The 26,006-nt window shown below is 51.9% G+C and carries 24 protein-coding genes; 13 read left to right on the top strand and 11 right to left on the bottom strand.

Translation table 11 applies throughout. From position 1 onward, the window contains the following. The first annotated feature begins 303 nt into the window (after positions 1–303). Entirely contained in the window at positions 304–2,583 is a 2,280-nt protein-coding gene (locus Abin_RS09060) for a TonB-dependent receptor (RefSeq protein ID WP_370684413.1), read from the top strand. 67 nt (positions 2,584–2,650) lie between these two features. Here Abin_RS09060 and Abin_RS09055 read toward each other — a convergent pair whose 3' ends face one another. Together Abin_RS09055 and Abin_RS09050 are read right to left on the bottom strand one after the other, a co-directional pair. Beyond that, a complete protein-coding gene (locus tag Abin_RS09055; RefSeq protein WP_086659051.1) occupies positions 2,651–3,553 on the bottom strand; it encodes a cytochrome-c peroxidase in 903 nt (300 codons plus the stop codon). Beyond that, positions 3,553–4,077 carry a hypothetical protein gene (locus Abin_RS09050; RefSeq protein ID WP_048846109.1) on the bottom strand — a complete coding sequence of 175 codons (525 nt, stop codon included), beginning with the start codon at positions 4,075–4,077 and terminating at the stop codon, positions 3,553–3,555. Before Abin_RS09050 ends, Abin_RS09055 begins: the two co-directional genes overlap by 1 nt. A gap of 62 nt (positions 4,078–4,139) precedes the next feature. Here Abin_RS09050 and Abin_RS09045 point away from each other — a divergent pair, with 62 nt between their 5' ends. Further along, positions 4,140–6,326 (top strand): TonB-dependent receptor plug domain-containing protein, encoded by a 2,187-nt coding sequence (locus Abin_RS09045; protein WP_084593558.1) that lies wholly within the window; start codon positions 4,140–4,142, stop codon positions 6,324–6,326. A gap of 162 nt (positions 6,327–6,488) precedes the next feature. Then, positions 6,489–6,809 carry a SelT/SelW/SelH family protein gene (locus Abin_RS09040; RefSeq protein WP_084593557.1) on the top strand — a complete coding sequence of 107 codons (321 nt, stop codon included), beginning with the start codon at positions 6,489–6,491 and terminating at the stop codon, positions 6,807–6,809. Between the two features lie 53 nt (positions 6,810–6,862). On the opposite strand, the gene Abin_RS09035 is transcribed toward Abin_RS09040, so the two are convergent. The 5 genes from Abin_RS09035 to Abin_RS09015 are packed head-to-tail and all read right to left on the bottom strand — an operon-like array spanning position 6,863 to position 10,599. Continuing rightward, a complete protein-coding gene (locus Abin_RS09035; RefSeq protein ID WP_048846105.1) occupies positions 6,863–7,177 on the bottom strand; it encodes an antibiotic biosynthesis monooxygenase family protein in 315 nt (104 codons plus the stop codon). 13 nt (positions 7,178–7,190) lie between these two features. After that, positions 7,191–8,009, bottom strand: coding sequence for a heme ABC transporter ATP-binding protein (locus tag Abin_RS09030; RefSeq protein ID WP_048846103.1), 819 nt, complete (start codon positions 8,007–8,009; stop codon positions 7,191–7,193). Next, positions 8,006–8,971, bottom strand: a complete 966-nt coding sequence (locus Abin_RS09025) for a FecCD family ABC transporter permease (protein ID WP_306309161.1) — start codon at positions 8,969–8,971, stop codon at positions 8,006–8,008. Before Abin_RS09025 ends, Abin_RS09030 begins: the two co-directional genes overlap by 4 nt. A 60-nt stretch (positions 8,972–9,031) precedes the next feature. Next, on the bottom strand, positions 9,032–9,970 hold the full coding sequence (locus Abin_RS09020) for a heme/hemin ABC transporter substrate-binding protein (protein WP_255319284.1): 939 nt from the start codon (positions 9,968–9,970) through the stop codon (positions 9,032–9,034). Between the two features lie 44 nt (positions 9,971–10,014). Next, positions 10,015–10,599 carry a biliverdin-producing heme oxygenase gene (locus tag Abin_RS09015; RefSeq protein WP_052948199.1) on the bottom strand — a complete coding sequence of 195 codons (585 nt, stop codon included), beginning with the start codon at positions 10,597–10,599 and terminating at the stop codon, positions 10,015–10,017. A 248-nt stretch (positions 10,600–10,847) separates the two neighbouring features. On the opposite strand from Abin_RS09015, the gene Abin_RS09010 reads away from it, so the two are divergent. After that, positions 10,848–13,121 carry a TonB-dependent hemoglobin/transferrin/lactoferrin family receptor gene (locus tag Abin_RS09010; protein ID WP_048846099.1) on the top strand — a complete coding sequence of 758 codons (2,274 nt, stop codon included), beginning with the start codon at positions 10,848–10,850 and terminating at the stop codon, positions 13,119–13,121. Between the two features lie 413 nt (positions 13,122–13,534). Further along, a complete protein-coding gene (locus Abin_RS09005; RefSeq protein WP_048846097.1) occupies positions 13,535–15,577 on the top strand; it encodes an FUSC family protein in 2,043 nt (680 codons plus the stop codon). Positions 15,578–15,669: 92 nt separating this feature from the next. On the opposite strand, the gene Abin_RS09000 is transcribed toward Abin_RS09005, so the two are convergent. Further along, complete coding sequence (locus Abin_RS09000) at positions 15,670–15,867, bottom strand: hypothetical protein (protein ID WP_084593555.1); 198 nt, start codon at positions 15,865–15,867, stop codon at positions 15,670–15,672. Between the two features lie 503 nt (positions 15,868–16,370). On the opposite strand from Abin_RS09000, the gene Abin_RS08995 reads away from it, so the two are divergent. Continuing rightward, positions 16,371–17,054, top strand: a complete 684-nt coding sequence (locus Abin_RS08995; protein ID WP_084593554.1) for an RBBP9/YdeN family alpha/beta hydrolase — start codon at positions 16,371–16,373, stop codon at positions 17,052–17,054. A 68-nt stretch (positions 17,055–17,122) separates the two neighbouring features. Further along, positions 17,123–17,899 carry a tetratricopeptide repeat protein gene (locus Abin_RS08990; RefSeq protein WP_373321489.1) on the top strand — a complete coding sequence of 259 codons (777 nt, stop codon included), beginning with the start codon at positions 17,123–17,125 and terminating at the stop codon, positions 17,897–17,899. 47 nt (positions 17,900–17,946) lie between these two features. On the opposite strand, the gene Abin_RS08985 is transcribed toward Abin_RS08990, so the two are convergent. After that, entirely contained in the window at positions 17,947–18,633 is a 687-nt protein-coding gene (locus Abin_RS08985; RefSeq protein ID WP_048846090.1) for a Fe2+-dependent dioxygenase, read from the bottom strand. A gap of 311 nt (positions 18,634–18,944) precedes the next feature. On the opposite strand from Abin_RS08985, the gene bfr reads away from it, so the two are divergent. Continuing rightward, complete coding sequence (gene bfr / locus Abin_RS08980) at positions 18,945–19,433, top strand: bacterioferritin (RefSeq protein ID WP_084593553.1); 489 nt, start codon at positions 18,945–18,947, stop codon at positions 19,431–19,433. Between the two features lie 54 nt (positions 19,434–19,487). Here the strand turns inward: bfr and Abin_RS08975 are convergent, their stop codons facing one another. Next, entirely contained in the window at positions 19,488–19,847 is a 360-nt protein-coding gene (locus Abin_RS08975; protein WP_084593552.1) for an ArsC family reductase, read from the bottom strand. Between the two features lie 193 nt (positions 19,848–20,040). Here Abin_RS08975 and Abin_RS08970 point away from each other — a divergent pair, with 193 nt between their 5' ends. The 5 genes from Abin_RS08970 to Abin_RS08950 are packed head-to-tail and all read left to right on the top strand — an operon-like array spanning position 20,041 to position 25,421. Next, on the top strand, positions 20,041–20,364 hold the full coding sequence (locus Abin_RS08970; protein ID WP_244894968.1) for a YtcA family lipoprotein: 324 nt from the start codon (positions 20,041–20,043) through the stop codon (positions 20,362–20,364). 3 nt (positions 20,365–20,367) lie between these two features. After that, positions 20,368–21,417 carry a multidrug transporter subunit MdtN gene (gene mdtN / locus Abin_RS08965; protein WP_048846083.1) on the top strand — a complete coding sequence of 350 codons (1,050 nt, stop codon included), beginning with the start codon at positions 20,368–20,370 and terminating at the stop codon, positions 21,415–21,417. Further along, positions 21,398–23,203, top strand: a complete 1,806-nt coding sequence (locus Abin_RS08960; protein ID WP_048846082.1) for an FUSC family protein — start codon at positions 21,398–21,400, stop codon at positions 23,201–23,203. Before mdtN ends, Abin_RS08960 begins: the two co-directional genes overlap by 20 nt. Beyond that, positions 23,203–24,822: a TolC family protein gene (locus tag Abin_RS08955; protein ID WP_048846079.1), complete on the top strand. Its 1,620-nt coding sequence runs from the start codon at positions 23,203–23,205 to the stop codon at positions 24,820–24,822. Before Abin_RS08960 ends, Abin_RS08955 begins: the two co-directional genes overlap by 1 nt. After that, positions 24,819–25,421 (top strand): glutathione S-transferase family protein, encoded by a 603-nt coding sequence (locus tag Abin_RS08950; protein ID WP_048846077.1) that lies wholly within the window; start codon positions 24,819–24,821, stop codon positions 25,419–25,421. The genes Abin_RS08955 and Abin_RS08950 overlap by 4 nt, the downstream gene beginning before the upstream one ends. Here the strand turns inward: Abin_RS08950 and Abin_RS08945 are convergent, their stop codons facing one another. After that, complete coding sequence (locus Abin_RS08945; RefSeq protein ID WP_048846339.1) at positions 25,422–26,006, bottom strand: DNA-3-methyladenine glycosylase I; 585 nt, start codon at positions 26,004–26,006, stop codon at positions 25,422–25,424.

The following is a 26,006-nucleotide window of genomic DNA, read 5'->3' as shown; positions in this document are numbered from 1 at the left end:
CAAACACATCCCAGTCATGAATCTGCAATAAACTTACATGTTGTTTTGTCGTAATGACGCGCTCACGTCCATGTGAGGACTAAGCATATCCTGGCTTCCGGTCGGGTCATTGCTTCCGCCCCGCCGTCTGATTTGAACAGAGTGCATATGTCCTTCTTTACGCGTCGCCTTCTCACGACTTCTGCTTTGATTGGGTTTGCTGTTCCGACTGCTGTGATGGCAGCCCCTGCTGCCTCCTCCAGCAATAGCGGAGCCCCTGCACAGTCCGTTAAATCCGCCAAAGCTTCTGTCAGCGCCCCGTCCATGATGGGGGCAACAGCCCCGACCGATCAGGCTCCAGAAAATCTGGATGTGAAGGGGTCACGTCACCGGCAGGTTGGCGGCGGCCTGATGATCAAAGAAGACGCAGCGAAGTCCCGCTCAACCATAACGTCCGAATATATTGAAAAGCAGGGTGCGGGCCTGAACCCCATGCAGCTGATCGAAATGCTGCCGGGTGTGAACACCACATCCACTGACCCTATGGGTCTTTCAGGCGGCCATATGACCATGCGCGGCCTGACAGAAAGCCAGATCGGTTTTACGCTTGAAGGCTTCCCGATCAATGATATCGGCAGCTATGCCGTTTATCCGCAGGAAATCGTTGACCCGGAAAACCTGCGCTCCATTAACGTGGAGCAGGGCTCGGCTGATCTGGACAGCCCGCACATCAGCGCCACAGGTGGTGCGGTCAATATGTATCTGCTGAACCCGAAAGAGCGCTTGGGCGGCAAACTTGTTGGATCATACGGCAACTATAATGCACGCCGTATTTTTGGCCGTCTGGACACGGGTTACGTTGGCAACACCAATGTGCGCGGGTATGTTTCTTTTTCTGACGCTGTTCAAGAATCATGGCGTGGCCCCGGTGGCCAGAATAAAATGCACGGTGAAACCAAATGGGTCAGCGCCTGGGGCAAGGGGAACGTTGTCTCCTTCTCTCTGGTCGGAAATCAGTCCACCGGCGTGATGTTCCCGTCGACCTACATGGATACTTGGAAAAAGACGGGTATTTATAACTCCTACTCTTCAAAGTGGGACCCCAAGCACCCTGACAAAAACTATTACCAGCTACACCGCAACCCATTCACCAACATTTACGCCAGCGCTCCATCAACCTTTACGCTGACAGATAATCTGACCCTGACCGAAACACCGTATTTCTGGTACGGCAACGGTAACGGCGGCGGCGCTTACAGTGAAGATCTGACCAAGCAGCAATATGGTTCCCAGACCATGACCGGCTCTATTGGTCCGTATAATGCTTCAAGCAGCAACGCTAAATCCCTGCTGCTGTATAATCCATCAAACACACAGACGTACCGTCCGGGTGCCGTGACCAAACTAACACTGCATACTGGCATCAACCGTCTGTCTATCGGTTACTGGTTTGAATATTCAAAGCAGATTCAGACTGGCCCTTACAGCATGATTGATTATGCAACAGGCAAACCGGAAGATCTGATGGGGAGCGGCCCCAACCTGGTGTTGGCCAATGGCCAGACCGCAATGTATCGTGATTCACTCACGCAAACCCGTATCCACACCATGTTCATTGCAGACAGCCTGTCCCTGCTGCATGATCGCCTGACGCTTGAAGCAGGTCTGAAATATACCGTTGTGAACCGTCAGGGGCATAACTTCCTGCCTGATACATCGACGGGTCCGTACATCAACGGGTCATGGCAGCAGCCGCTTCCCGCTGCCTCTATCCGATTCAAAATCAACGATGAAAACCAGCTTTTTGCATCGTCCACAACAAACTTCCGTATTCCCATGAATACGTCTTTGTATGATTCCGGCGCGTATTCTGCCGGCAGTGGTTATTCCACGCATGCTAACGCCAACATGAAACCGGAAATTTCAATTTCTGAAGAATTTGGCTGGCGTTATCAGGGCCCAACGGTGATGAGCTCCATCACCTACTTCCACTATAACTTCACTAACCGGCTGTATCAGCAGACCGTCACTATGCCGAATGGTGATTACTACAGCCGCAGCATCAACGGCGGCAATTCACACGCCGATGGTGTGGATCTGGAAGTCGGCACACGCCCCATTCTCTATCACCTGCGCCCTTACTTCTCGGCTGAATACATCAATGCTCGGACGGACAGTAACGTAGCTGCTGGCAGCGGCAGTGATTACGTGTTCAGTAAAGGCAAGTTTGCACCGCAGACCCCGAAATACCAGATTGGCTTCAACCTTGATTATGATGACGGCCATCTGTTTGGCGGCTACAGCCTGAAATACGTTGCAAGGCAGTATTCTTCCTTCACCAACGACCAGCATATTCCCGGTTATCTGACCATGAACATCAATGCTGGTTACCGCTTCCGTAACTGGGGGCCGCTGAAGTCCCCTACCCTGCGCCTGAACCTGCGTAACATTACAGACCAGCACTATCTGGGCTTTGTAAACGGCACAGCAGCAAACGGCCTGGCAACCACAGGTGTTTATGGCAGCAAAATCAAGGCGGGTAGCAGCACATTTTCTATTGCAGCACCCTTTATGGTCATGGGGAGCGCAAGCGTCGAATTCTGATTTTCTCCCAATCAGGCCAAGACAGAAACGCCGGGTTTTTCGCCCGGCGTTTTTTTATGTACGACATTTAACGGCACTCTTGCGCAGGCAAACTGAATGCGGGATTTGTCAGAAACGTTCGGTCCGTTAAAAGCTGAAGAAAATCAGTAAGATTATTCGTCTCTTGCTCGGTTAAATTATGCGCCAACCCGTGCGCCGATATGGCTTCTTTCAATGTTGAGGCAGAACCATCATGAAAATAGGGTGCTGTAACCTGAATATTCCGCAAAGAAGGTGTTCTGATCTGTGTTCTATCAGCGGCTACCAGTCTATAAAATTTCTGGTCCGTAAATAACGGTGGCGCATGACAGCGACTGCAATGCGCTTTGCCGAAAAATAACGTAGCCCCCATTTTTTGTGTTTCAGACTGAAGACTTTGTCCATGGTCTGGTAAATCCCACACGGCCTGTCGGCTGACCAATGTGCGTTCAAAAGCCGCAACAGCCTGAGCAATCGTTTTTGACGAAATATGTGGTGACTGGTCAGGAAAAGCTTTGGCAAATAATGCTTTATAGCAGGCTTTACCCGCGACACGCACTACCATTTCCTGCCGATTGATCATCCCCATTTCAACTGGAGTATGGCCAAATACCGGAACAAAAAACTGCTGTTCCAAGGTAGTCAGGTGCTGGTCAATCCATGTCAGTGTGTGAAATGACCCGACATTAGCCAAAGAGGGCACATTACGTATCCCTGCATCATCCGTAACACCGGGGTGCGTTTTATTACCATCAGCAAAAGCGTGTTTCTGTTCATGGCACGTTGCGCAAGAGATACTGCCATCTTGTGAAAGGTCAGCATCATAAAACAGATACCGACCCAACTCAGTTTGCGCTGTCTGCTGGGGTGACGGAATGGTGTCTGCTCTTGCATCCACCAAAGCAACCAGTACCCCCGCCCACAAAAAGACGCACGCACGCCAACCCCGCATCAGGGCACAGAAACCAGCATCACGGTCAGTTCTTTTTTCCCACTCCCACTTAACTGCAAAACAGCCGTTCCTTCATCAAGGGTGAAATCAACCATTTTCCCTATGCCAGAACATTCCGGCCCGTGATGATGCGCTGTAGAATCCACGGCATGCCCGTTCTGCACCACATCAATCCAGGCGCGGCCACCCAGCATCACCCGGTATGTGCCTTTTTTTGCAACAGCAAAGCCCACCATTCCGGCTGAACTTACGCTGCCACCGGGTTCATTGGGGCGAAGCACAAACTGTAAATCCGGTGTCGGGGCCAATTGCAGGCGAACAGCCTTACCTGCCTCAATCTGGGATTTTGAAAGATCCTGCGGGGTGCGCGCCGCCGTCATAACGGCTGGTGTAGCCCAACCAGACAAATCGGCAGGTAGTGTGTACATGCCGGGTGTGCAGGCTTTTTTATCCGCCCATGCGGGATTGCCCGTCACAGCAAAACCCAAAACAGCCGCCCCTAATACCAGATTTATACGCTTCATGATTGTCTCTCAGGCATTTTGTCTATATTTGTTTATATACATTACAGCAACGTAGGACGTCCATGGCAATCCACCATCCGGCTCGGTTGGTGGTCTCGGCTCTTGTCGCGACCACTCTCACTTACACTGACGAGAAAAGAGCACATGCTGACAGCCTTGCGCCTGTAGCACCCGCAACAGCAGCACAGCAGACGCCTCGCACAGGTCAGAACAGTCAGCCATCCTCTGCCCCTACATCCGTCATAAAACGAGCAACAATCCCTTCAAGCACGTCTGTGGTCCAGACAAAGCCCAACAGAGGGGATACCTATACTCCCGGTGAAATCACGGTTTACGGACACCATGAACCAAGCATGCTGATTGGCAGTTCAACGCTGTCATCTGAAGCCATGTATATCTTCAATAAAACTACCCTTGATCAGGCCATCAATCTGATACCGGGTGTCAATTCCGCCAACACAGGCGGCTCCCGGAACGAACGTACTATCATGGTGCGCGGCTTCAATCGTTTTCAGGTGCCTGTATTGGTTGACGGTATTCGTATTTACCTGCCGGCTGATAACCGACTTGATTATGGACGGTTCTTGACGCCTGACATTGCTGAAATTCAGATTGCAAAAGGATATGCCTCGGTACTGGACGGACCAGATGCCATGGGCGGCATGGTCAATCTGGTAACGCGCGCGCCCCGCAAGGAACTGGAAGTAGAAGTACGGGGCGGCTCCGCCTTGGGGCATGCGGGGGAATACGGAGGATATAATGTGTTCGCACTTGTGGGTACCAAGCATGAAAAATGGTACGCACAAGCAAGCTTTGCCCGCAATGACGTTGACCATACCGATCTTTCATCAAACTTCACGCCCACTGCCACACAGGGCAAAGGCAAGCGCCTGCTGTCTGACTCACTCGACTGGCGAGTGAATGCGAAAATTGGTTTTACACCCAATGAAACTGATGAATATACCGTAAACTATACGCGGCAGGAGGGCGAAAAACGTGCGCCTTTTTCAGTTGTTGATCCCATCTCCATTCAAAGAAACTGGACTTGGCCTGCGTGGAATCTGGACAGCCTGTCTTTAACAGGTCGCACGGCACTGGGCCGCCATCTGGTCCTGAAAACAAAGCTTTACAGGAATACGTTTTATAATCTTTTGCGCAGCTTTGATGATTCAACTGAAACAACGCAGACCAAACCCAAAGCCTTTAACAGCTATTATAATGACGCAGCATGGGGCGGATCGGCTCGACTGGAGGCCGAACTTTCGGCACGGGATACATTCGGCATCGCATTTTATGGGCGGCTGGATCAGCATCATGAACTGCAACAGACTTTTCCCGGTGGCGGATGGCAACCTGAAGCATCATCTGTCGAACAAAGTTACAGCATAGCAGGCGAAAATACCTTCCATATTCTGCCAACATTATCGCTTCAAACCGGTGTCAGTTATGACTGGCGTGTTCTTGACCACGCAGAAGGCGCATCAGGAACCACACTTATTCAGTACCCTGTTAAAAACCGGGGCGCACCCAACGGGCAGGCTCGGTTAAGTTGGCAGCCAGACGCCAAATCAGAACTTCATATCAGTGTTTCTGACCGGGTACGTTTCCCCACTCTTTTTGAACGTTTCAGCACCCGCTTTGGTGGGGCCGTTTCAAACCCTGGCCTGCGCCCGGAACGAACCCAGAATTATGAAATTGGCGGGGCACACACGTTTGGGCGCGTCGAAGTTGAAGGGGCGTTGTTCTATTCACACCTGACTGACCTTATTACGTCATTCCCCATGATTTATAATGGTGTAGCAGTCACGCAAAGCAGAAACGTGAATAACGCCAATTATATGGGGGCCGAGATTTCAGTTGCCCTTCCTGTTACCAAAAAACTTTTGGTTGGCGGAAATTATACATATATCCATCAAGATATTAACGATACCGTTTCAGCCATCACGCGGCCTACCGATGTGCCAACCCATAAGGCCTTTGTCTATGCGGAATGGAAGCCAATACGGCATCTGCGCTTTGTCCCCAGTGTCGATATCGCGTCTAACCGGTGGACAACCAATACTGCGGGGACAGCCTATTTCCGTACCGGCCATAACGTCAATATCGCGGCGCGCGTTGATTATCAGATTACGCCGCGGCTACAGATAGGGGCAAACGCCAGCAACCTGCTTGACCAGAACTACCAGATGGTTTCAGGCTTTCCGGAACCGGGACGTAATTTTTACCTTAATTTACGCGTAACTTACTAATTATTGTTATTGTATCGGCTACCCATTCAGAACTGTGCGTGGGTAGCCATTTCAAGTGTCCCGCCACACTCTCTGTTATTTTAGCAGCTTTGCATTACACTCCTGATCTGTCTTTCCAAATTTCAACAAACAGCAGCTGGACAACAGACAGGAGAGAGAACGATGACAGCACCCAATTCTACCAAACCTCGCATTTCCATAAGATATTGCACCCAATGTAACTGGCTTCTTCGGGCCGGATGGATGGCGCAGGAGCTTCTCTCAACGTTTGGTCAGGATGTAGGAGAAGTCGCTTTGATACCTGATACTGGCGGCCACTTTGAAATCCAGGTGGAAAACCAGGTGGAAAACCAGACGATATGGGAAAGAAAAAACGATGGTGGCTTTCCTGACGCCAAGGAATTAAAGCGCAGAGTCCGCGCCATTATTGCCCCGGAACGCGACCTTGGTCATATTGACCGCCATACAGGGCTTGATACTTAAAATAACAAATTCATATAGCTGCATATTTTATCAATATGCAGCTTCTTGAAAAATCAGTTGGTGATGTTTTGAAGAACCTGAAACCCTTCAAAAACAGGTGGACCAACTGTCAACGGCTTCCCTTCCCCTGCATTGGCGTGCGCTGCCCGAAACTGTTCTGACTTTGTCCAGCCAATAAATGCGTCGTAGGATTCCCACACGGTATGAGACGCATACAGAACATAGTCTTCATATCGTGGGCCTTGCAAAAATTGAAAACTTTCAAAACCCGGAACTGTTTTCAAAAGAACTTCTCGGTCAAGCCAACGTTTTTTAAATGCCTCTTCATGGTCAGGATGAACACGAAAGCGGTTCATGGCAATATACATAGTTGTCTTCCTTTCAGGCTGTAAAAGATGACTGTTTCATCAGATCGTGCGGAATAATAAAAGGGCGACCTGTTTCTTCGTGCATCACATAATGTCGTGATTGCACCCCGAACACATCGGCCAGAAGCCGTGTGTTCAGTATCTCAACGGGGGAACCTTGGGCATGCAGGCGGCCCTTTGACAGAACGACGACCATATCCGCGCAGGCAGCAGCCCAGTTCAGGTCATGCAATACAACAACAACACTGCCGCCTTTTGCTGCATGCCGTAATGCACTGTCCATAATCAGTTTTTGATGGGCCAGATCCTGCGCCGCCAGTGGTTCATCCAGTAGCAGAAGACCCGGTCCATAATGGGCCTCGCTGCCCTGTAACTGGGCCAGAACACGCGCAAGATGAGCCCGCTGGCGCTCCCCACCCGATAGGGTTGTTACGTCCCGCTGGGCAAATTCAGCCAGACCAACTTGGGCAAGCACATTTTCGATAAGCTTGTTCTGCTTTGGCCGCGTCAGGTGCTTTCCGGTATAGGTCAGGCCCATAGCAACCATATCTTGCACCGGGAAGCAAGCTGTTGTCACACAATCCTGCGCCAAAACAGCCCTGTGCTGGGCCAGTTCCATGGCACTAAAATCTGCCATGTTCCGATCACCCAGCCACACCGTGCCTGTTGTCGGCATCATGCTACCACTCATCAGTTTCAGTAATGTGCTTTTTCCCGCGCCATTCGGCCCGACAATAGCCATGACTTCACCCGGTTTTATGGACAGATAAAGCGATGACAGAAGTATTTTATTCTGTTTGCTAACACCACTTTCTTCAAGACGAACTATCATAAGGATGCGTTTCCCTTATGTGACCGTACCAGCATCCAGACAAAAATAGGCGAACCTACCAGCGCCGTTATAATACCAACAGGCACTTCAGCCGGTGCAGCAACAACACGCGCTACAGCATCTGACACCACCAGCAAACATGCGCCGAGTGTCACGCTGCCGGGCAACACCCATCGATAATCAGGCCCGGTTACCAGACGCACCAGATGTGGCACCACCACACCGATAAAGCCAATAGCGCCGACCAGAGACACGGATGCCCCAACAGACGCGGCAGAGGCCAGCATGGCAAGCTGCTTTGTCCGTTCAACCGGAAACCCCATTAAAGCAGCATCAGCTTCACCAAGAAGCATGGCATTGAGTGGTTTTGTGATGGTGATGGAACTTAAAAGAGAAATACAGAAAAATGGCACAACAAGAAGCACCCGTGACCAGTTCATCCCGGCCAGACTGCCCATGGTCCAGAACGTGATATCACGCAGTGCCTGGTCATTGGCGCGAAAAACCAAAATACCGGTTAACGCACCACAGAATGCAGAAAATGCAACGCCCGCCAGCAGAATGGTACTAATGGATGTTTGCCCCTGTTTGCGTGCAAACGCGTAGAGCAGCAATGTCGCCCCAAAGCCACCTAACATCCCCCCTAATGGAAGCACCCACAATCCATACGAGACAGGAAGCGTATCGGCTACACCTAAAACAATCAGAAGCGATGTAACCAGCCCAGCACCAGAAGAAACACCGATCAGCCCTGGGTCTGCCAACGGATTACGGAACAACCCCTGCATAATGGCACCGGCTCCGCCTAATGCCGCCCCTGTCAGTGCGGCCATGAAAACGCGTGGTGCACGAATTTGCAAAATGACTTCTTTTGCAAGAAACAGATCATGACCACCTGTCATGACAGCCCACAACGGAATATGCGTCGCACCGATATTCAGTGATAAAAGAACGGATGCCACAAAACACACAAGGAGAAACAAAAGAAAAAAGATCTTCTGGCTCATCCCGTCAGACTCAGCTTACGCAGGGGGCAGACTGGCATTGATTTTTTGTGCCAGTTCAAACGCAGTTTGTGGCGTACGCGGACCAAAGCCAAGCATCCGCCCCCCTTCCATCTGCACAAACCGGGCGTTTTTTCCAGCGGGGGTTTGTTTGAACGCAGCAGATTTTAGCATTTCGGCCTGAATGTGGGCACCGCTTTGCTCCATTAACAAGACAACCTGAGGAGCCAGAGGAATTAGCGCTTCATCATTCAGTGTTTTATAACCCTGCATTGTGCCCGCGGCATTGATGCATCCTGTCAGCGCAATCATGCTGTCTGCGGCCGTGCCGGTTCCGGCCACCATAGGGCGTCCGTTTTGCATGCTCATAACAAAAATAACGCGTGTTTTCTCGGCTGGAAGTTTTGCGCGCCAGTCTGACAGAGTTTGGAAACCCTTCTCTATAGACTGGCACAAAACGCTCCCTTCCTTCTGGCATTGCACAACATCTGCCAGAAAGCGGGTTCGATCCAGTATTGTGTCAGGTGTGGGTTTGGATGCCACCATAACCACCGGCACCGGCGACGCAATAAGCTGATCAATTGCTGTCGCAGGGCCTGCATCATTCAGACTCAGAACAAGGTCAGGCTGAAGCGACAGGACACCTTCAACTGAAATGGTTCTCATATAGCCAAGGGATTTTTTAGTCTGAAGGGCTTCGGGTGGCCATGTGCTGGTTGTATCTACAGCAACAATACGGTTCTGCGCCCCGAGATCGTACAGTGTTTCGGTTATTGCGCCACCAATACAGGCAATGCGATTAGCCGCCCCAAGCGCAACACGTCGCCCCCTGCAATCTGTAATATCTTTCTTTGGAAGTGTGCTGGCTGCCGCCCCGCCAAAAGCGGCAACCAGACCCGCCCCTACCCCGGCCAACATAACACGACGCGAGATAGAGTATTCTTTGTATTTTTCCATATCCGGTAAAAATCTTTTCTCTAGACGTATAGAATATAATGTAATCAGGCTGCTTGTAAGTAAGGCTCGCAGCGGTTCAGATGCATCGTCACCCGGTCAAAGGCGGCTTCAGCATGACGCAGGCTGGTTGCGACATCCCACTCCAGTGCATCTACCGCAGCCTTGAACCCAGTCCATGACTGCGACCGGCCTTGCGCGTCTGCTGCCAGATGGCGTGCACCAAAATTGTCTGTCAGCCCAATATCCTGCACACGTTTTGCAAGAACATTTGCCCCAAGTTTTGACCCTTCAGCAACATACAGCCAGCCAATCGCCGCAGACAGTGTACCAACAACAGGCGGTGTTTTCCGCACCATAGGATAGGGCACACAGAGATCTTGCATGTCTTGCTCAATCAATTTCAGCCGATTTCTGTTCTGTATATCAGGCAGAAGGGCCGCAACATCCGCACGACTATAGATATCGGAAATATCACGATGAAACAGATACTGTACTGCTAAAAATATCTGATACCGGTCATGGCTTGAAAACAGATTCAGCGCTGTCATTCGCTTGTCTAACCGATCATGCGCGGCATGGGTTCCCTGCCGCAGCACCATGGTAAGCGCTGGTTTTAGATCAACTGTCATAGCTCTGTTTCCCCCGCCATATATGCCGGTTTTGCAGATTGTCTCTTGATAGTGTGGTGCCAGGCCCGTGAACATATGCCCCCCATACCGCACTCCGCCCGGCACCTGTCCGATTCTATATCGCAAATGATAATCATATGCAACTAGATTGACAGAGAAATCTGTTGCCTTCTATTTGATGCGAATAATTCTTATTATCGGAGTCTCTGATGCTTATTCGTACGCCGGGGTCGATCTGGCTTCATATAATGATGGCTTCGACCTTCTTCTCATTCCTTGCTGCACATGCTCAGGCGCAGACACCTGCAACATCAAGCGTACAGCCGACCAAAAACCATTCCTCCACAGCCAAGCAGGCTGTGTCTTCTTCCTCGCAGCCTGGTGAAAAAGGCACTATTAATCTTGGTCCGGTAAAAGTGCAGGGCAAGGCAGACATTCTTGACTCTATGAAAATCAACCCTGATTCAGATTATAGTAGCGTGGGGAAGCCGCGTGTGCTGACCACCACGACAACCATGAAAACCTTTCAGGAGCGAATGGTCGATAATCTGTCCGATTATGCACGTCGTGTTGATGCCGCCGTCAATTACAACACTAATAATTTCAGCATCAACATGCGGGGGCTTGATCAGAACCGCCTGCTGACCACCATTGATGGTGTCAGAACCGTATGGGCCAATGACGGGGCTCGTGGCGTAGAAGGCGGCGTTGCGGCTTTTGACTTCAACTCACTGGGGGCGATGGATATCGTCAAAAGTGCGGATTCAAGCTTCTTTGGTACTGGGTCTCTTGGCGGTGTGGTTGCGCTCCGCACGCTTGACCCGGAAGATATTCTAAAAAATGGAAAGAAATTCGGTGGTCTTTCCAAGCTGACTTATGATGGATCAAGCGAAAGCGCCTACCTGAATCAGGCACTTGCTGGACGCTACAAAAACACGGTTTTCCTGATTCAGGGTGGTTATCAGAATGGTAGTGAAATCTGGAATATGGGGAAAAGAAGTGGCGTGGGCACAACACGGTCTAAGAAAAATCCTGATTCGTACGAGCAGGGTAATTTTCTTGGAAAAATCAGGCATTATTTTGCAGGTGGCCATCGGGTTGGCCTGACGGGCGAATGGTTTGATCGTAATTCGGACGAAGATACCTTAACCAGTGTCGGGTCAACATATTCCCGTTACCGCACACGAGAGGAAAATAAACGCTCCCGTGTGTCCGCCAATTATGATTACAAGGCGACCAGCCCTACAGCCTTGTTCAGTGAAGGCCATTTTCTGGCTTACTGGCAACAAATGGATATGATTACCAACACAACGTCAAACAGACGCACCGCCCCTATTGGCGAATACGATCGTGATTCAGACCTTGCCGTGCAATCTTATGGTGTAACCGGCTCTGCCACCGCTAATCTGTTTACCGGCCCAGTGCACCACGCCATTACATTCGGCGGTGAAGCCTACATGACGGATACCAGCCAATACGCCGCAGGACGTGATAACTGTAGCGCATCCATTTATGCCTGTAGTTTTCTGCATGTTAATCAGTCAGACATGCCAAAGGTTCATGGGAATGACCTGGGGGCCATTGTGCAGGACCGCATGGGGATGGGACGGAATGAATGGTTTCATATCACACCGGGCTTCCGGTTTGACTGGTATGAACGCAACCCGCAGGCAACGGCCACTTATGCGTCAAACGCTGCTTATATGGGTCTTCCTGCCCGTTCCAGCGGCTCGCATTACTCCCCAAAAGTTCTGGCTGAAGCACGCGTGTTGCGCAATCTGACCCTGTATGGACAGTATTCAGAAGCGTTCCGCGCCCCCTCCGCAACCGAGCTTTATCTGACGTATGGCGGTAATGGCAGCTACGTGAATATTGGTAATGCGGGGTTAAAGCCAGAAACCAGCCGCGGGTGGGAGGTTGGCGCGCGGTATGGCAATTCAGAAAAAGGGGCCACCATTTCTTTTTATGACAATTACTATCGCAATTTTATTGATAACATTACCACCACGGCCGCGGCTGCCGGTATTGGCGGCTACTACCCCATGGGCGTTTTTGAATATGTAAACCGCCAGCATGTGCGCATTTATGGCGTTGAAGCCAGCGCGAACTGGACATTTGAGAAACACTGGCAGGTCTGGAGTTCCTTTGCCTATGCCAATGGCCGCGACACGGATGAAAAAGTGCATCTGAATTCGGTCGCGCCATTCCGGGGTATTATTGGCTTTGGCTATAAACAGACAAATTGGGGGGCCAGCCTTTCAAGCACCTTCGCTGCCGCGCGTGACAAGGTTCAGGACCCAACCTCCAACAAAAACAAAACACCCGGATATGTCATTTTTGACCTGACCGGCTGGTATAGCCCGTCTTTCATGAAAAAACTGCGTCTACAGGCCGGTATGTATAACGTCTTTAATAAGACCTATTACAACTCACTTGATATTCCAGACAGTTCTTCTCTCCCCAAAGCCTATTACACTCAGCCCGGAAGAACCTTCAAAGTAACAGCTCTGATTAATTTCTAACGTCGCTATAACTATACAGGCTAACCTGATGCTGCCTTTTCCATGCGGCATCAGACTCTCAAGCGGAGCCCAAAAAGGAGCAACCGCTCCAACCCCGCTGACCGGCTCGCAGCTACCATGCCCTTGTAGTTAAGGCCGTAAGTCCGCTATTTTTGGGCGCGTTACGCGGCCGCATACCTCTTGCCCGCATGTTACAACAAAACTTTGTTGCATTGTCCCAACAGGCGTGACAGAACCACGAGCCTGTTCACATTATCGTTAAATTGATGAGCTGAAACGCCCACAGCCTTAACGATGCGTTCTGCTTTTTCATCGTTCTATCGTGCCCTGCATGAGAGTTTCCGCGCGATGCGCAAACGCTGGAAAGTCTATTCTTAAACTCTGTTCCGCCTGTTCATATTGACCGCCCCCTGATGAAAACAAACCTGCCCCGCCCCCTTACCCGCAAGACCCGATTTCTCCGCTCCGTGTCAGGCAGTGTCATGCCGTCTGCACTGGCGCATTGGCTGGGTGTACGCGCTATTGCCATCGCCCCCGAACAGATTGCCGTGCGGGAAGGGCTGCGGGCTGGCGTGGCTGTTGGTACCGTCATGATCGTGGCCTTGTATCTGAATATGCCGCTTATGGCGTGGTCAGCATTTGCCGCGTTCTGGACATGCCTTGTTGACCCAGGTGGTCTGCTGCGCCCCCGGCTGGAAGCCATGCTGAAATTTGGCGCATCAGGCACGCTCATTACAGGCATTATGTCTGCTGCATCAGGGTATGGAACGCTCACTGCTTTTATCGGTCTTGGCATTTGTTCATTCCTGTGCGGACTGGCGCGTATGCGCGGGGCAGTTGCTACACAGATCAGTGTTCTGGCAGCAATCGTGGCAGTGGTGGCGGTCTGTTACCCGCAAACACCAATGGGGGCCGTGCATCTTTCGGGGTTGTTTGTGCTGGGCGCTGCATGGGCAACCTGCATCTGCGTGCTGGCGTGGCCAGTTGATCCTTATGCCCCGCAAAGACAAAGCTGCGCTGCCATTTTCCGCGAACAGGCGCGCATGACCCGCAGATTAATGAGTTACATGCAGCCGGCAGCGCCAGAAAGCCTGATGCAGCATGATGCCATCAGTGCCTACCGTCGCGATATCCGTAGCCGGATTGAGCAAGCCCGTGCCAAAGTGGAAATTCTGTCAGCGGGGGCTACAACCAGCCACACACGCGGCACCCTTCTGCCCGCGGTTGAAGCCGCAGACCGTATTTTTATTGCACTTATGGCTTTTGAACATGCCGTGCTTTCGGGCACCCCAACACCGCAGGCTCGCCGCACGGTTCGGCTTGTAGCCGCCACGTTGCAGCGTGTCGCACAACAGATAACGCATCAGCATCCTCGCCCGGAAGCACTCCAGAAATCCATCCGCTTTCTTACGCTGTTAAGCCAACGTGAGGAGGATCTGTTTACCAAAGGCGCGCGCATCTGCGCGGATGCGTTGCGTGATTTGCAAGCCGCGTGGCAAAGCCCTGCGTCTGCCAGTCGCGCTGAAGCTGGCACCCGCCCAACCCAAACAGAAAAGGCGGTAAAACCCACTATCCCGACCAGTATGTTTGTGCGGCACGCAGCCCGACTTTCTGTGGCTGTGATGGTGGCTTATGCCATCTCGCTTAAACTGAATCTACCTTATGCGTATTGGGCCATGATGGCGGTGGTGGTAGTTACCCAGCCGCGCGTCAATACCACACTGCCCCGCACGATTGAGCGTGTTGTTGGCAGCATTGCCGGTGGCCTTCTGGCCGCCGTCATGGGCGTGCTCTTGCCGATGTGGAGCATCCTGCTGCTCGTTTTCCCGCTTGCGGCTGCTACAATCGCATTGCGAAGCGTCAACTATACGTTGTGCGTCATGTTCATGACCCAGCTTTTTGTTCTGGTGACTGATCTGGTCAGCCCGGCTTTGGGATGGGATGTCGCGCTATCACGGTCTATCAATAACATTATGGGCAGTCTGGTCGGGCTGGCAGGATGCCTGCTGCTGTGGCCTGAACGGCGGGGGGCTCCGCTTTCTGCACAACTGGTTGCCGCCTTCAAAGCAAACATGCGCTACGCCGCACTGGCCACCAACCCGCAGCAGCGTGACTGGCAGCAGATTGAGCAAGCGCGTCGTGATGCCGGAACCACAACAACCCAGGCTGAAATTCTCTACCAGCAATTAAGGGTAGAAGGATTACGCCGTGCCGAGCATCTGAACATAAGCGGGGAAATTCTGTTTCTACTGCGTAAAATGGCCGGGGCGGCAAGCGTCTGGTGGCTGGAGCAGACGTCTCCGGCCTCAGCCGATGCACTACAGCGGGCCGAACTTTATGCATCGCTGGGGGAGGATTTCATGAACCCCGGTACAAACACCCCACAGGCTGACACAGAACTGAGGCTGGAGAAAATTCTTGCTCTTCTCCGATCTCTTGATCTCGATACCTTTTAAGAGAGAGCATAAAAAAACTGCGGCCCTTTCAGGCCGCAGTTACCGTTCTAAAATAATTTTTCCTGTTTAATTTACCAAGAAATTCTTAATTTTCAGGCAACGTGCGCCCTATTGCGGTGAAACTGTTGGGCTACATGACGCGCCAGAACAGCAAGGTCAGGCTCTACCGCATTGTGCAAAGCGCGGACGCTCTCGTGAGCTGCATAAAAACGCCGCCCGCCGACACCTTGCACCTGTATGGCTGTTCCCAGAAAAACACCGTCTATTTCGATTATTTTTGACTCTAACATAATGACCTACCCTCGAACACAAAGCTTTCAAGAAGCTGTATCCGCCGGCAGTTTCACTACCGGCAGTTTTTAACCGTAATTGCTACATGCATTGCATGGACACATTCGTTCCCGCCTACATCGCTGCATGACACTGATTGCTTGCACCATGAAAGAAGTCCCTTCACTCAGGTTCAGACTCTGTCCCATGCCGGAACACGCAGACCATGCGAGTAATTAGCGCCCCTGTCAACACATAAAAACGATTCTATTTCGTTGTTATTTTTTATCACATACAAATTCAAAGTTATTAATTTTATTGTTTTATTTCAATTTATTACATTCTATTTTTCATTCTAAACCGTGTCGAAAAACGTGTCTAAACCTAGAAAAAAGGATTAGTTTTCAACATGAGAATAATTTTTAACTTAATTTTTCGTTTTTTATCGTGTATTTCATTTTTAAGAACGATTTTATGCCGTGCTTAAAGCTTGTTTCGGATCTGAAGGAAGGAGTTTCGTCTGATGCCACCGTCATTACATCGCTCCCCCACTCTGCCTCTTGCATCGGATTTTCTGGCAACCCCTTCTACCAGACTATCCCCTGCGCTGATCCGTGCCCTATTGCCTTTTGATCTGTTGATTGTCCCCGGTTTGTTTGGTTCGGACGAAGACCATTGGCAATCAATCTGGGAGAATGTTTTCCGCGCCCATGGTCTTTCCGTAAAAAGGGTGGCGCAGGATAACTGGTCCACGCCTTCATTATCAGCATGGCAGGCAAAACTGGACGAAACACTGAAGGAAGCCAAACGCCCCGTTTTGCTTCTGGCCCACAGTCTGGGTGCAGTTCTGACAGTTCATCATGGAGCACGCCACCCGGCTTCTGCCGTGGCCGGTGCCCTGCTGGTTGCCCCGGCTGATGGCGAACAGCATAAAGGGCCAGATGCAGCCCGCATTGAATCCTTCATGCCGCTTCCGGCTCAAACCCTGCCTTTCCCAAGCACGGTAATCTTCAGCCGAAATGACCCGTGGTTAACGCCAGATCGGGCTCAAACCTTCGGCACACAATGGGGATCAACACTGGTTGATGGCGGGTATTCTGGCCATATGGGCAACAATGCCGGTCTGGAGCACTGGCCACTGGGGCTGAACGCGCTCCACTCCCTCGCCTTGACGTGCCACGCAGGGCAGGTACACGCACACGCCTGATTGCCCGCCCCTGTTTTATTCGCTATTGATAATCTTTCTCATAAAAAATCATGAGACTGGGTTATCCGGTGGCGAAAACTGTGTTGTCAAAACTCTTCCAAAAACGCGAAAAAACAGCACCAGTTCGCCTACCTTTGCCCGACAGCATCGAAGTCATTCGCCAAAAAGCCCGGCTTGGCTACCATCTGGAGCAAGTGCTGTGGGGTAAAACCCTACTGGACAGCATTTATATGCCTTCAGACCCGCAACAGGCCATCATATGGTTCACCATGGCGGCCAAAGCGGGCTACGGCCCAGCCCATAACATGCTTGGCCGCTGCGCCCATTTTGGCTGGGGATGCGACAAAAACCTGCAAAAAGCTGCACAGCATTATGAAATGGCCGCCACTTTGGGCGATGAGTGGGGACGTTATAATCTGGGCATCCTTACCATGCGTGGTATTGGTATGCCGCAAAACCTGGAACAGGCGCTAACTTTGTTTCAGACCGCAGCCCAGAATGGGCATGCCAAATCCATGAACATTCTTGCGCGCTTTCTGGAAGAGGGATGGGAAATTCCCCAAGACCGACAGGCTGCCCTTGGCTGGTATAAACGCTCAGCCGAAGGGGGGGATTACAGAGGCCAGCATAATTATGCCACCGCGTTGGCTGAAGCAGGTCATACAGAAGAAGCGTTGAAATGGTGGGGGCAGGCACTGCCAAACGCCACATCTGATATTCTGCTGGCCATGAACAAATCATTGACCAAACTTGGCCCTGATGCTGCCCCTGATCTGTATGCTGCGTTGCAGGAGCGCCTTAAAACCCTGCCATTACAGACAACAGAAACAGACCCGGAAACCTAGGCTGCAACGCACCTGATACGGCCCTGCCTCACCGAAGTCTCAAACACTTAAAGATCGCACCATTGCCGCATGAGGTTATGGTAGCAGTTTACCAGTTGCAAAATGGCTGGGTCATCATCGGGCAGGCGGGTCCGTAAATCCATAACCGTGCGATCAAGGTCATACAGAACGCGGCGGCGGCTTTCATCACGCACCATGGACTGGGTCCAGAAAAAGGACGCCCAGCGGCTGCCGTGCGTAACAGGTGCCACACTGTGCAACACGGTGGTCTCATAAACAATCATGTCACCCGCGGGCAGCTTGATCTCCTGTGTGCCTGCTTCATCATAAATACAAAGCTCCCCTCCGTCATATTCTTCCGGGTGACTGAGAAACAGGGTGGAGGACACATCCGTACGCACACGCATGCCGCCAGAATCGGGAATAGGCCGCACGGCGTTGTCTACATGCGCACCGAATCCCATGCCTGCATCGTACCGGTTGAAAAGCGGCGGCACGACTCTGAAGGGCATCACGGCGCTATTAAAGGTCGGGTTACGGCCTAAGGCCCGTAAAACCAGTTCTGCCAGTTCCCTATGCTGCGGGTGATTGAGCGGTAGCTGGAGGTTATGCTTGGCTTTGGCCGACTGCTGCCCCGCTGTTGCTTTTCCGTCCTGCCAGTCTGCTTCTGCCAGCACAGCGCGACAATGAGCGAGTTCCTGCGGAGTCAGGACGTTGGGAATATGCAGCATCATGGCATTATGTCCGATCCGTGGAAAAACAGAGTATCAGCCCCGCAGCATCATGCAGAAACCACCAGATTTTTAGACTTTTGACAGGGAAAGCTCAAGTTCATCAAACGCTTATGAGATCAGACGCAAACGCGTTGCAAAACCGGCTGGCCGCGCAGTTGATAATCAGTCAAAAAATGGCAGAAGCATGATGTTGATAGTAAGAATTAATTCCCGTAAAATGCTGATATATCATCATTTTTTTATTTGCATCCGGTTTTGCAGTCCGCTAGACACCATGCTGTATTCCCTCCCACACCAAAAAGAAGAGAAGCATCATGGTTAAAGACCCAAAAGTTATTGAACATCTGAACACGCAGCTTACGAATGAGCTGACCGCCATCAACCAGTACTTCCTGCATGCCCGCACCCTGCGCCACTGGGGCGTGACCCTGCTGGGCAAAAAGGAATACGAAGAATCCATCGAAGAAATGCGTCATGCTGACTGGCTGATTGAACGCATTCTGTATCTGGGTGGCCTGCCCAACGTGCAGCGCCTGAACACCATTCTGATTGGTCAGGACGTCAAGGAAATTCTTGAATGCGACCTGAAGCTGGAAGAAAAGGCCATGGCCGACCTGCGTGAAGGCATCGCCTATTGCGAAAGCGTGCGTGACTTCGTGTCCCGTGATCTTCTGCTGAAAATCCTTGAAAACGAAGAAGAACACGAAGACTTCCTTGACCGTCAGTTCGACCTTATCAAGCAGATCGGTATTGAGCGTTACATTCAGCTCAACTCTGCCGCTGCTCCTGATCAGGAATAAGTTTGCGGTTACAGCCCCAGCCTTCTGGCTGGGGCTGTATGCTTTTATAACCCCTTAGTCTTTTGAGAAAAATTTCTCATAATTTTCCGGCTTAAACCCGACCTCCATATCCGTCCCCGCTTCCAGCACTGGGCGTTTGATCATAGACGGCTGCTCGACCATTAACGTTACGGCTTTTTCTTCGGTCAGGTTGGTTTTGTCTGCATCAGGTAATTTCCTGAATGTTGTACCGGCCTTATTCAGCAGCTTTTCCCACCCCACATTTTTAATCCATTTCTGCACATGCTCGGCTGAAATGCCCTGTGTCTTATAGTCGTGAAATGTGTAAGTAATCCCATGGTCATCAAGCCATACACGGGCTTTTTTCATCGTGTCGCAGTTCTTGATCCCATAGAGCGTTATAAAGCGAGCCACCTTCTTCTCCGTTTCTGTCGTTTACAAAACAAATAGACCTGTTGCTTAGGCTTCCCTGAAACCGAGATGAATTGCTGCTGACCCATCGTCTGACACCAGCGGATAAACCATGCAGACAGCTTAGCGCAGAACCACGCTTTACATCAGCCCAAGACCAACCAGACGAAGCTGCCAACACGGCTGCCCCGAACGCTTGCCCCCTCTGTTGACAGGCTTGATAAAGTCAGACCAATTTGCCGGTATGCGTGCGCCCCTCCTCCGCCCAGTTGGCCTGTTTGTCACTGCCACCCTGTTAAACGGGTGTGCCGCGCAGGGTGCTCCATCCTTTTCTGTTTTCGGAGCTTATTTTCCCGGCTGGATGCTGTGCGGCATGATAGGCGTTGCTGTCGCGGTAGGCCTGCGCGTGCTGTTTCTGGCCTGCGGCATGGATGCGCTTCTTAGCCTACGCCTGTTTACCTATGCGTCTCTGGGCGTCGTAGCCGCCTTACTGGTCTGGCTGGTGTGGTTTGGGCCGTAAGATATGAAAAAAGTCTCGCTTTCTGCCTCACGTCCCCTCGGTATTCTCATTGCTGGCCTTTGCATTGCCGGGGCCGTTGGGTTGGGGGTCTATGTCGCCGGGCAGAACAGTAGCTATCCGTCGTCAGACAGTGCGGAACTGGATGCCGAGGTCGTGCATATGGCCTCAACAGTCGGGGGACGGCTGATCGACTTAAGGGTCCACGTCAATCAGGCCGTAAAAAAGGGGGATATTCTCTACCGGCTTGACCCTGAACCTTACCAACTGGCCGTCAGACAGGCTGAAGCCAACTTTGCCCTCGCCTCTGCTGAAGTCGAAAACCAGCAGCGGCTTGTTGCCGTCAAAACAGCCAATGCAGCCGTGGCCAAAAGCCAGACTGAACGGGCACAGACCAATCATGATCTGGCCGCCCGCACAGTAGAACGACTGAAACCGCTTGCAGGGAAAGCCTACATCCCCTGGCAGGAATATGATCAGGCCCGCGTCGCGCTGAACAATGCCTCGGTCTCTCTCTCGCAAAGCCAACAGCAGGAACAAGCTGCTCAGACCGCCATTGGGGACCTAAAAAGTTCGATCGCCGCACAGCAGGCTGCTCAGGCCGTTTTGGAACAGACGCGCTACGCCCTGAAACAGACCGTCATCATCGCCCCGACCGACGGCTACGTGACCAGCCTGCGTGTGAAAGCGGGGGAAATTCTGGCACCATCACAGGTTCTATTTACGCTGATTGCCAATGATGCCTGGTTCGCGACAGCCAATATTCGGGAAATTGCCCTTAAAGAAGTGCAGCTGGGGGCCTGTGCGACCGTTTATTCCATGATTGATAAACACACAGCACTGCGCGGGCATGTGGAAAGTATTGGCTGGGGCGTGCTGTCGGCTGATTCCGCCGGCATTGGTGCTAGCCTGCCGTTGGTGCCCCGGCAGATGGACTGGGTGCATGTCGCCCAACGCTTCCCGGTGCGGATCAAACTGGACGCCGCAAACCCAGCCCTGTTGCGTTTGGGCGCTACCGCCACTGTCGAGATCCGTCATGGCGCAGCCTGTCCCTGATACCCTGCATCTGACACTGGCCCGCTTCTGGCGGCTGGTGTGGGACGCAGCACCGGGCAGACTAGGCTACACCCTGCGCATGACGGCTGCTTGCACTATTGTCATTCTTATTTGTGAAATATGGCAGGTTCCAGAATCCGCTTTGCCCGCGCTTGTCACCATGGCGCTTTGGCAAAAAGACCGTGTTACCAACGTTCTGGCTGGTATTGCAGTCAATATTCTATTTGCTGTTGTTATTGCCCTGATGTTTGGGCTGGTGCACCTCACGCTCGATCACCCCCTTAGTCTTGTGGCCGCAATTGCTGTTCTGTCTTTAGGGTTTTTCTTTCTGGGGTCTGCCAGCAAACTGAAGCCAGTCGCCTATATGCTTGCTCTGGTTGTGGTGTACGCCATGATTGCCATAGATCAGGCCCCTATCGGCGAACTGGCAACACGCGCCCTGTTGTATGCTGATCTGTTTATTCTGGTGCCCGGCGGCGTCATGGTTGTGGTGGGGGCTGTGCTGTGCCCATCACCCAAAACTATTCTGACACAAGATATCGCAGCACGGCTGGAGTTAAGTGCCCGCCTGTTACAGCACCCAGACGCTCTGACGCACGAACAAGCGTCAGCCCTGTTGCGCGAAGGGGCTGGAGGCCTATTGAAATCTCTTAAAATGGCGAAACTGGAAAAGCTCTGGCGTTCTGAAGACCTTTCTTGCCTGCATTATGCCGCTTACAATAGTGTCGCCGTTCTGGCTCTGGCCCAAGCCGCAACATATGAGACGTCTTCAGAAAAACCGCCTGCCAGTCTGATTCAAACACTATCAGACATGGCCAAAATTTTTAGGGCCGGAGATTATCCTACAGACATTCCATGCCACCTGGTTTCTGACGCTACGCCTGCTCTGAATGAACTTGCAGTTGTCTTGTCACTGTTTACGGCATCCACATCGGAAAATGTTCTGCAAGCGGCTGAAAAAGCAGAAACTGGTCCGTCTGGTTTTTTCTTTTCCGATGCATTTACCAACCCCGAGCATGTCCGGTTTGCCGTTAAGGGAACAGCAGCCGTCATGCTCAGCTATTTCCTGTTTAAGGTTCTGGCTTGGCCGGGTATTCATACCTGTGTCATTACCTGCTTTATTGTTGCACTTCCCACTATGGGGGAGATGATTTCAAAGCTGAAACTGCGAATTTCCGGCGCTTTGATTGGCGGGGCCATGGGCATTGGTTCCATTATTTTCCTGATGCCCCACATACAGAATATTGCAGCTTTTCTGGCCATGATGGCAGCGGGAACGCTGTTAGCCTGCTGGGTTAAAACAGGCGATGAACGAATTGCTTATGCAGGGTTACAAATCGGGCTGGCGTTCTTTCTGTCTGACCTGAAAGGATATGGCCCTACTACAGACATGACGACTGCCCGTGACCGTATTATTGGTATCCTGATTGGCAATTTTATTACCTATGCCGTATTTACCAGCATCTGGCCAACAAGTGCCTATGATAAAATTCAGGCTCGTCTGAAAAAAGCATTTCATGCACTCAATGCTTTATGCACATCTCCCAACCGGGCGGAACAGGCTGTGCATGCCGCTGCCGCCTTTTCCGCGTTGGGTAGCGCAGAACGATTGATAGAATTCGCCACGATGGAGCCAGCGCATATGCGTGCCGCCATGCCGCATCTGCACGCATATCATGATGCCACCAAGAACGCGGCAGGCATTGCAGAAGCAGCGTTAATACCAGAACACCGACCAACCACCCAGCACCACCTGACCCAGCTTGAGCAGAGGATTGTTCCCTGATGCCGCCATCCTCTTTCCGCCGTCTGGTCTTATGTGGGCTGAGTGTTCTGCTTCTTTCTGGCTGCGCCACACAGGCACTTGAAACTGCCCCTGACCGGGCTGACACACCCTGGCAGCCCAATGTTTCAGAAAAAGGGGAGCTTTTACCGGGCAAAGCCACCGGGGCGCATGGGCTGACGCTGCCTCGCGATTTTACGTTACCGGCAAACCAGACACTCAGCCCCCGCCCTGCCGATGCCTCCATACAGGCCAGCCACAGCTATTCTTTGGCGGAACTGATTGATATTGCACAGTCCAGCAACCCCACCACACGCATTGCCTGGAACACCGCCCGAGATGCGGCGCTTGCGGTTGGCATTACCCGCACGGCCTATCTACCCCATTTAAGTGCCACTGTTGTTGGCGGTTACACGCACCAGCGCAATAACGGGAGCAACCCTAGCCTGAGTAATGCGGGGCAGATTGGGTCTGGCATCAACACCATTATCAATCAGGCTGAAGGGCTGACAGATGGTGTCAGAAACCGCAACTCCGGCTCTGGTGAGGTGCAAACATTAAGTATGGAATGGCTTCTTTTTGATTTTGGTAAACGGGAAGCCATTATCAATGCAGCCAAACAAGGGCAGCTTGCCAGCAATATCCTGTTTACCGCTGCACATCAAAAAGTCATTTATAGCGTCACACTTACCTTTTATAGGCATGCGGCTGCGGTTGCCCGGGTTGGTTTGGTGCAGCAGGCGGTTGCTAATGCTGCCAGAGTGCAGGCTGCCGCTGAAATGCGGCTGAAGCAGGGTCAGGGCACCATAGTGGATGTGACGCAGGCCCGCCAAATGACCGCGCAGGCAGAACTTCGACTTGTGCAGGCCCAGAATAGCGCTGAAAACACCTATCTTGACCTGATGACGGCTATGGGAATTTCTCCTGATACCCGCCTTCAGACAGTCGATGTTTCCAACCGTCCCTTGACGTTGGCAGACGCGCGCCTGACGGATGCCATGGTACGTCAGGCTGTTTCGCAAAGGCCGGATGTGCTGGCTGCGTATGCGTCAGCCAAAGCATCGCAAAGTCAGGTTTCTGCGGCAAAAGCTGAGTTCCTGCCCAAAGTCTTTGTGTCAGGCAACGTGGCCTACAGCACAGGCAGGCTTGCCCTTTCCTCAGTTCCAGGCATCGGGGCTGACTCTTCACCGACCCTCAATCTTTCGACAAATAATTTCAGTAGCCTGATACTGGGCGGCATTACCGTGCCTGTGTTTGATGGTGGCATGCGGGCTGCTGTTATGCGTCAGGCTAAAAATCAGGCTGACAGCGCGCAAGCTATTTTGCGCAAAACCATTGATGAATCCGTTAAACAAATTATTATTGCTGAAAATGGCGTACATGCCAGCCTAAGCGCATATTCCGCAGCCACAAAGCTGCAAACGGCATCCCAGACCGCGTTTGATGCCGCTTTTGCAGCCTATCGCAATGGTGTTGGCTCTATCACGCAGGCAACCATTGCGCAAAATGGCTTACTTGACGCACAACTTGGTAAATCAGATGCCTATTATGCATCGCTTATTGCTGCATCCAGTCTGGCATTCGCCACAGGGTCCATGCAAACGGAGGATCGTGTTCCATGATAACGCTTTATGGCAAACCTCTTTCAGGTCATGTGCATCGCGTTCGGCTGGTTCTGTCGCTGTTGAAGCTGGACTACCAATTTGAGATTGTGTCTGCTTTCACACCAGAACTGCGGATTATGAACCCACTGGCGCAAGTCCCTATTCTAAAAGATGGTAACCTTGTGCTGACAGACAGTAACGCCATTATGGTGTATCTGGTCAAACAATACGGGGCCGATTCATCTTATCTGCCAGACACGCCAAGTGACGCAGCCCATGTACAGCGCTGGCTGTCTATTGCTGCGGGAGAATTACGGCAGGGACCGGCTGCCGCCCGTATGGTCAGCCTTTTTCATAAAGCGGGTGAACCCGCCAATGCCATTGAACGGGCGCACGCATTATTCGCCATAATGGATGCGCATCTGGCACAGCAGCCTTTTCTGGCAACAGCTTTCCCTACATTGGCTGACTTTGCTTGTTACGCTTATACCGCCCGTGCGCCTGAAGGTGGGGTAGACCTTCAGCCCTATCCCAATATTCAAAGCTGGTTAAAAAGGCTTGAAGCACTGCCAAACTTTTTTCCAATGCCTTGGGCTGATGATCTGAAGAAGGGCTGACTACCCTTTCTCACATGTCTGGTAACGGAAGCAGGCGGGGTCATGGTCATCAACCATACCGATTGCCTGCATCCACGCATAAACAATCACAGGTCCCACAAATTTAAATCCGCGCTTTTTCAAGGCTTTTGATAAGGCCTGCGACTGTGGAGACTGGGCCAGAACCTGCCCCGTCGTGTTTCTGATCGGGGCATCGGGCACCATACCCCATGTAAATTCGGCAAAGTCCTCACCCTGTTCACGCATGGTCAGATACGCACGCGCATTGCCAATTGTCGCTTCAATCTTGGCCCGTGCCCGGATAATGCCGGGATCAGCCATCAAGCGTTCCACATCCGTCTGATCAAACTGCGCCACACGCTCGGGGTCAAATTCGGCGAACGCTTTTTTGAAACCATCGCGCCGACGCAATACGGTTAGCCAGGAAAGACCAGCCTGAAACCCTTCAAGCATCAGCATTTCCCACAGGGCACGGCTATCTTTTACAGGCGCGCCCCATTCTTCATCATGATAGGTGCGTAAAAGCGGGTTTGTTTGCGCCCACTTACAGCGAGTCAGCGTATCGGAATAGTCAGGGTGTGTCAT

The sequence above is a fragment of the Acetobacter indonesiensis genome, from assembly GCF_000963945.1.
GTDB classification, from domain to species: Bacteria; Pseudomonadota; Alphaproteobacteria; order Acetobacterales; family Acetobacteraceae; genus Acetobacter; species Acetobacter indonesiensis.
This window is presented reverse-complemented; position numbering and strand designations above follow the sequence as displayed.

Coding starts and splice junctions, on each gene's coding strand:
- Abin_RS08995 (WP_084593554.1), top strand. CDS start 16,371: ATGCCACCGTCATTACATCGCTCCCCCACTCTGCCTCTTGCATCGGAT.
- Abin_RS08945 (WP_048846339.1), bottom strand. CDS start 26,006: ATGACACACCCTGACTATTCCGATACGCTGACTCGCTGTAAGTGGGCG.
- Abin_RS09050 (WP_048846109.1), bottom strand. CDS start 4,077: ATGAAGCGTATAAATCTGGTATTAGGGGCGGCTGTTTTGGGTTTTGCT.
- Abin_RS08985 (WP_048846090.1), bottom strand. CDS start 18,633: ATGATGCTGCATATTCCCAACGTCCTGACTCCGCAGGAACTCGCTCAT.
- Abin_RS08955 (WP_048846079.1), top strand. CDS start 23,203: ATGCCGCCATCCTCTTTCCGCCGTCTGGTCTTATGTGGGCTGAGTGTT.
- Abin_RS08960 (WP_048846082.1), top strand. CDS start 21,398: ATGGCGCAGCCTGTCCCTGATACCCTGCATCTGACACTGGCCCGCTTC.
- Abin_RS09060 (WP_370684413.1), top strand. CDS start 304: ATGATGGGGGCAACAGCCCCGACCGATCAGGCTCCAGAAAATCTGGAT.
- mdtN (WP_048846083.1), top strand. CDS start 20,368: ATGAAAAAAGTCTCGCTTTCTGCCTCACGTCCCCTCGGTATTCTCATT.
- Abin_RS09030 (WP_048846103.1), bottom strand. CDS start 8,009: ATGATAGTTCGTCTTGAAGAAAGTGGTGTTAGCAAACAGAATAAAATA.
- Abin_RS09055 (WP_086659051.1), bottom strand. CDS start 3,553: ATGCGGGGTTGGCGTGCGTGCGTCTTTTTGTGGGCGGGGGTACTGGTT.
- Abin_RS09000 (WP_084593555.1), bottom strand. CDS start 15,867: ATGTTAGAGTCAAAAATAATCGAAATAGACGGTGTTTTTCTGGGAACA.
- Abin_RS09005 (WP_048846097.1), top strand. CDS start 13,535: ATGAAAACAAACCTGCCCCGCCCCCTTACCCGCAAGACCCGATTTCTC.
- Abin_RS08950 (WP_048846077.1), top strand. CDS start 24,819: ATGATAACGCTTTATGGCAAACCTCTTTCAGGTCATGTGCATCGCGTT.
- Abin_RS09010 (WP_048846099.1), top strand. CDS start 10,848: ATGATGGCTTCGACCTTCTTCTCATTCCTTGCTGCACATGCTCAGGCG.
- Abin_RS09020 (WP_255319284.1), bottom strand. CDS start 9,970: ATGGAAAAATACAAAGAATACTCTATCTCGCGTCGTGTTATGTTGGCC.
- Abin_RS09035 (WP_048846105.1), bottom strand. CDS start 7,177: ATGTATATTGCCATGAACCGCTTTCGTGTTCATCCTGACCATGAAGAG.
- Abin_RS09015 (WP_052948199.1), bottom strand. CDS start 10,599: ATGACAGTTGATCTAAAACCAGCGCTTACCATGGTGCTGCGGCAGGGA.
- Abin_RS09040 (WP_084593557.1), top strand. CDS start 6,489: ATGACAGCACCCAATTCTACCAAACCTCGCATTTCCATAAGATATTGC.
- Abin_RS09045 (WP_084593558.1), top strand. CDS start 4,140: ATGGCAATCCACCATCCGGCTCGGTTGGTGGTCTCGGCTCTTGTCGCG.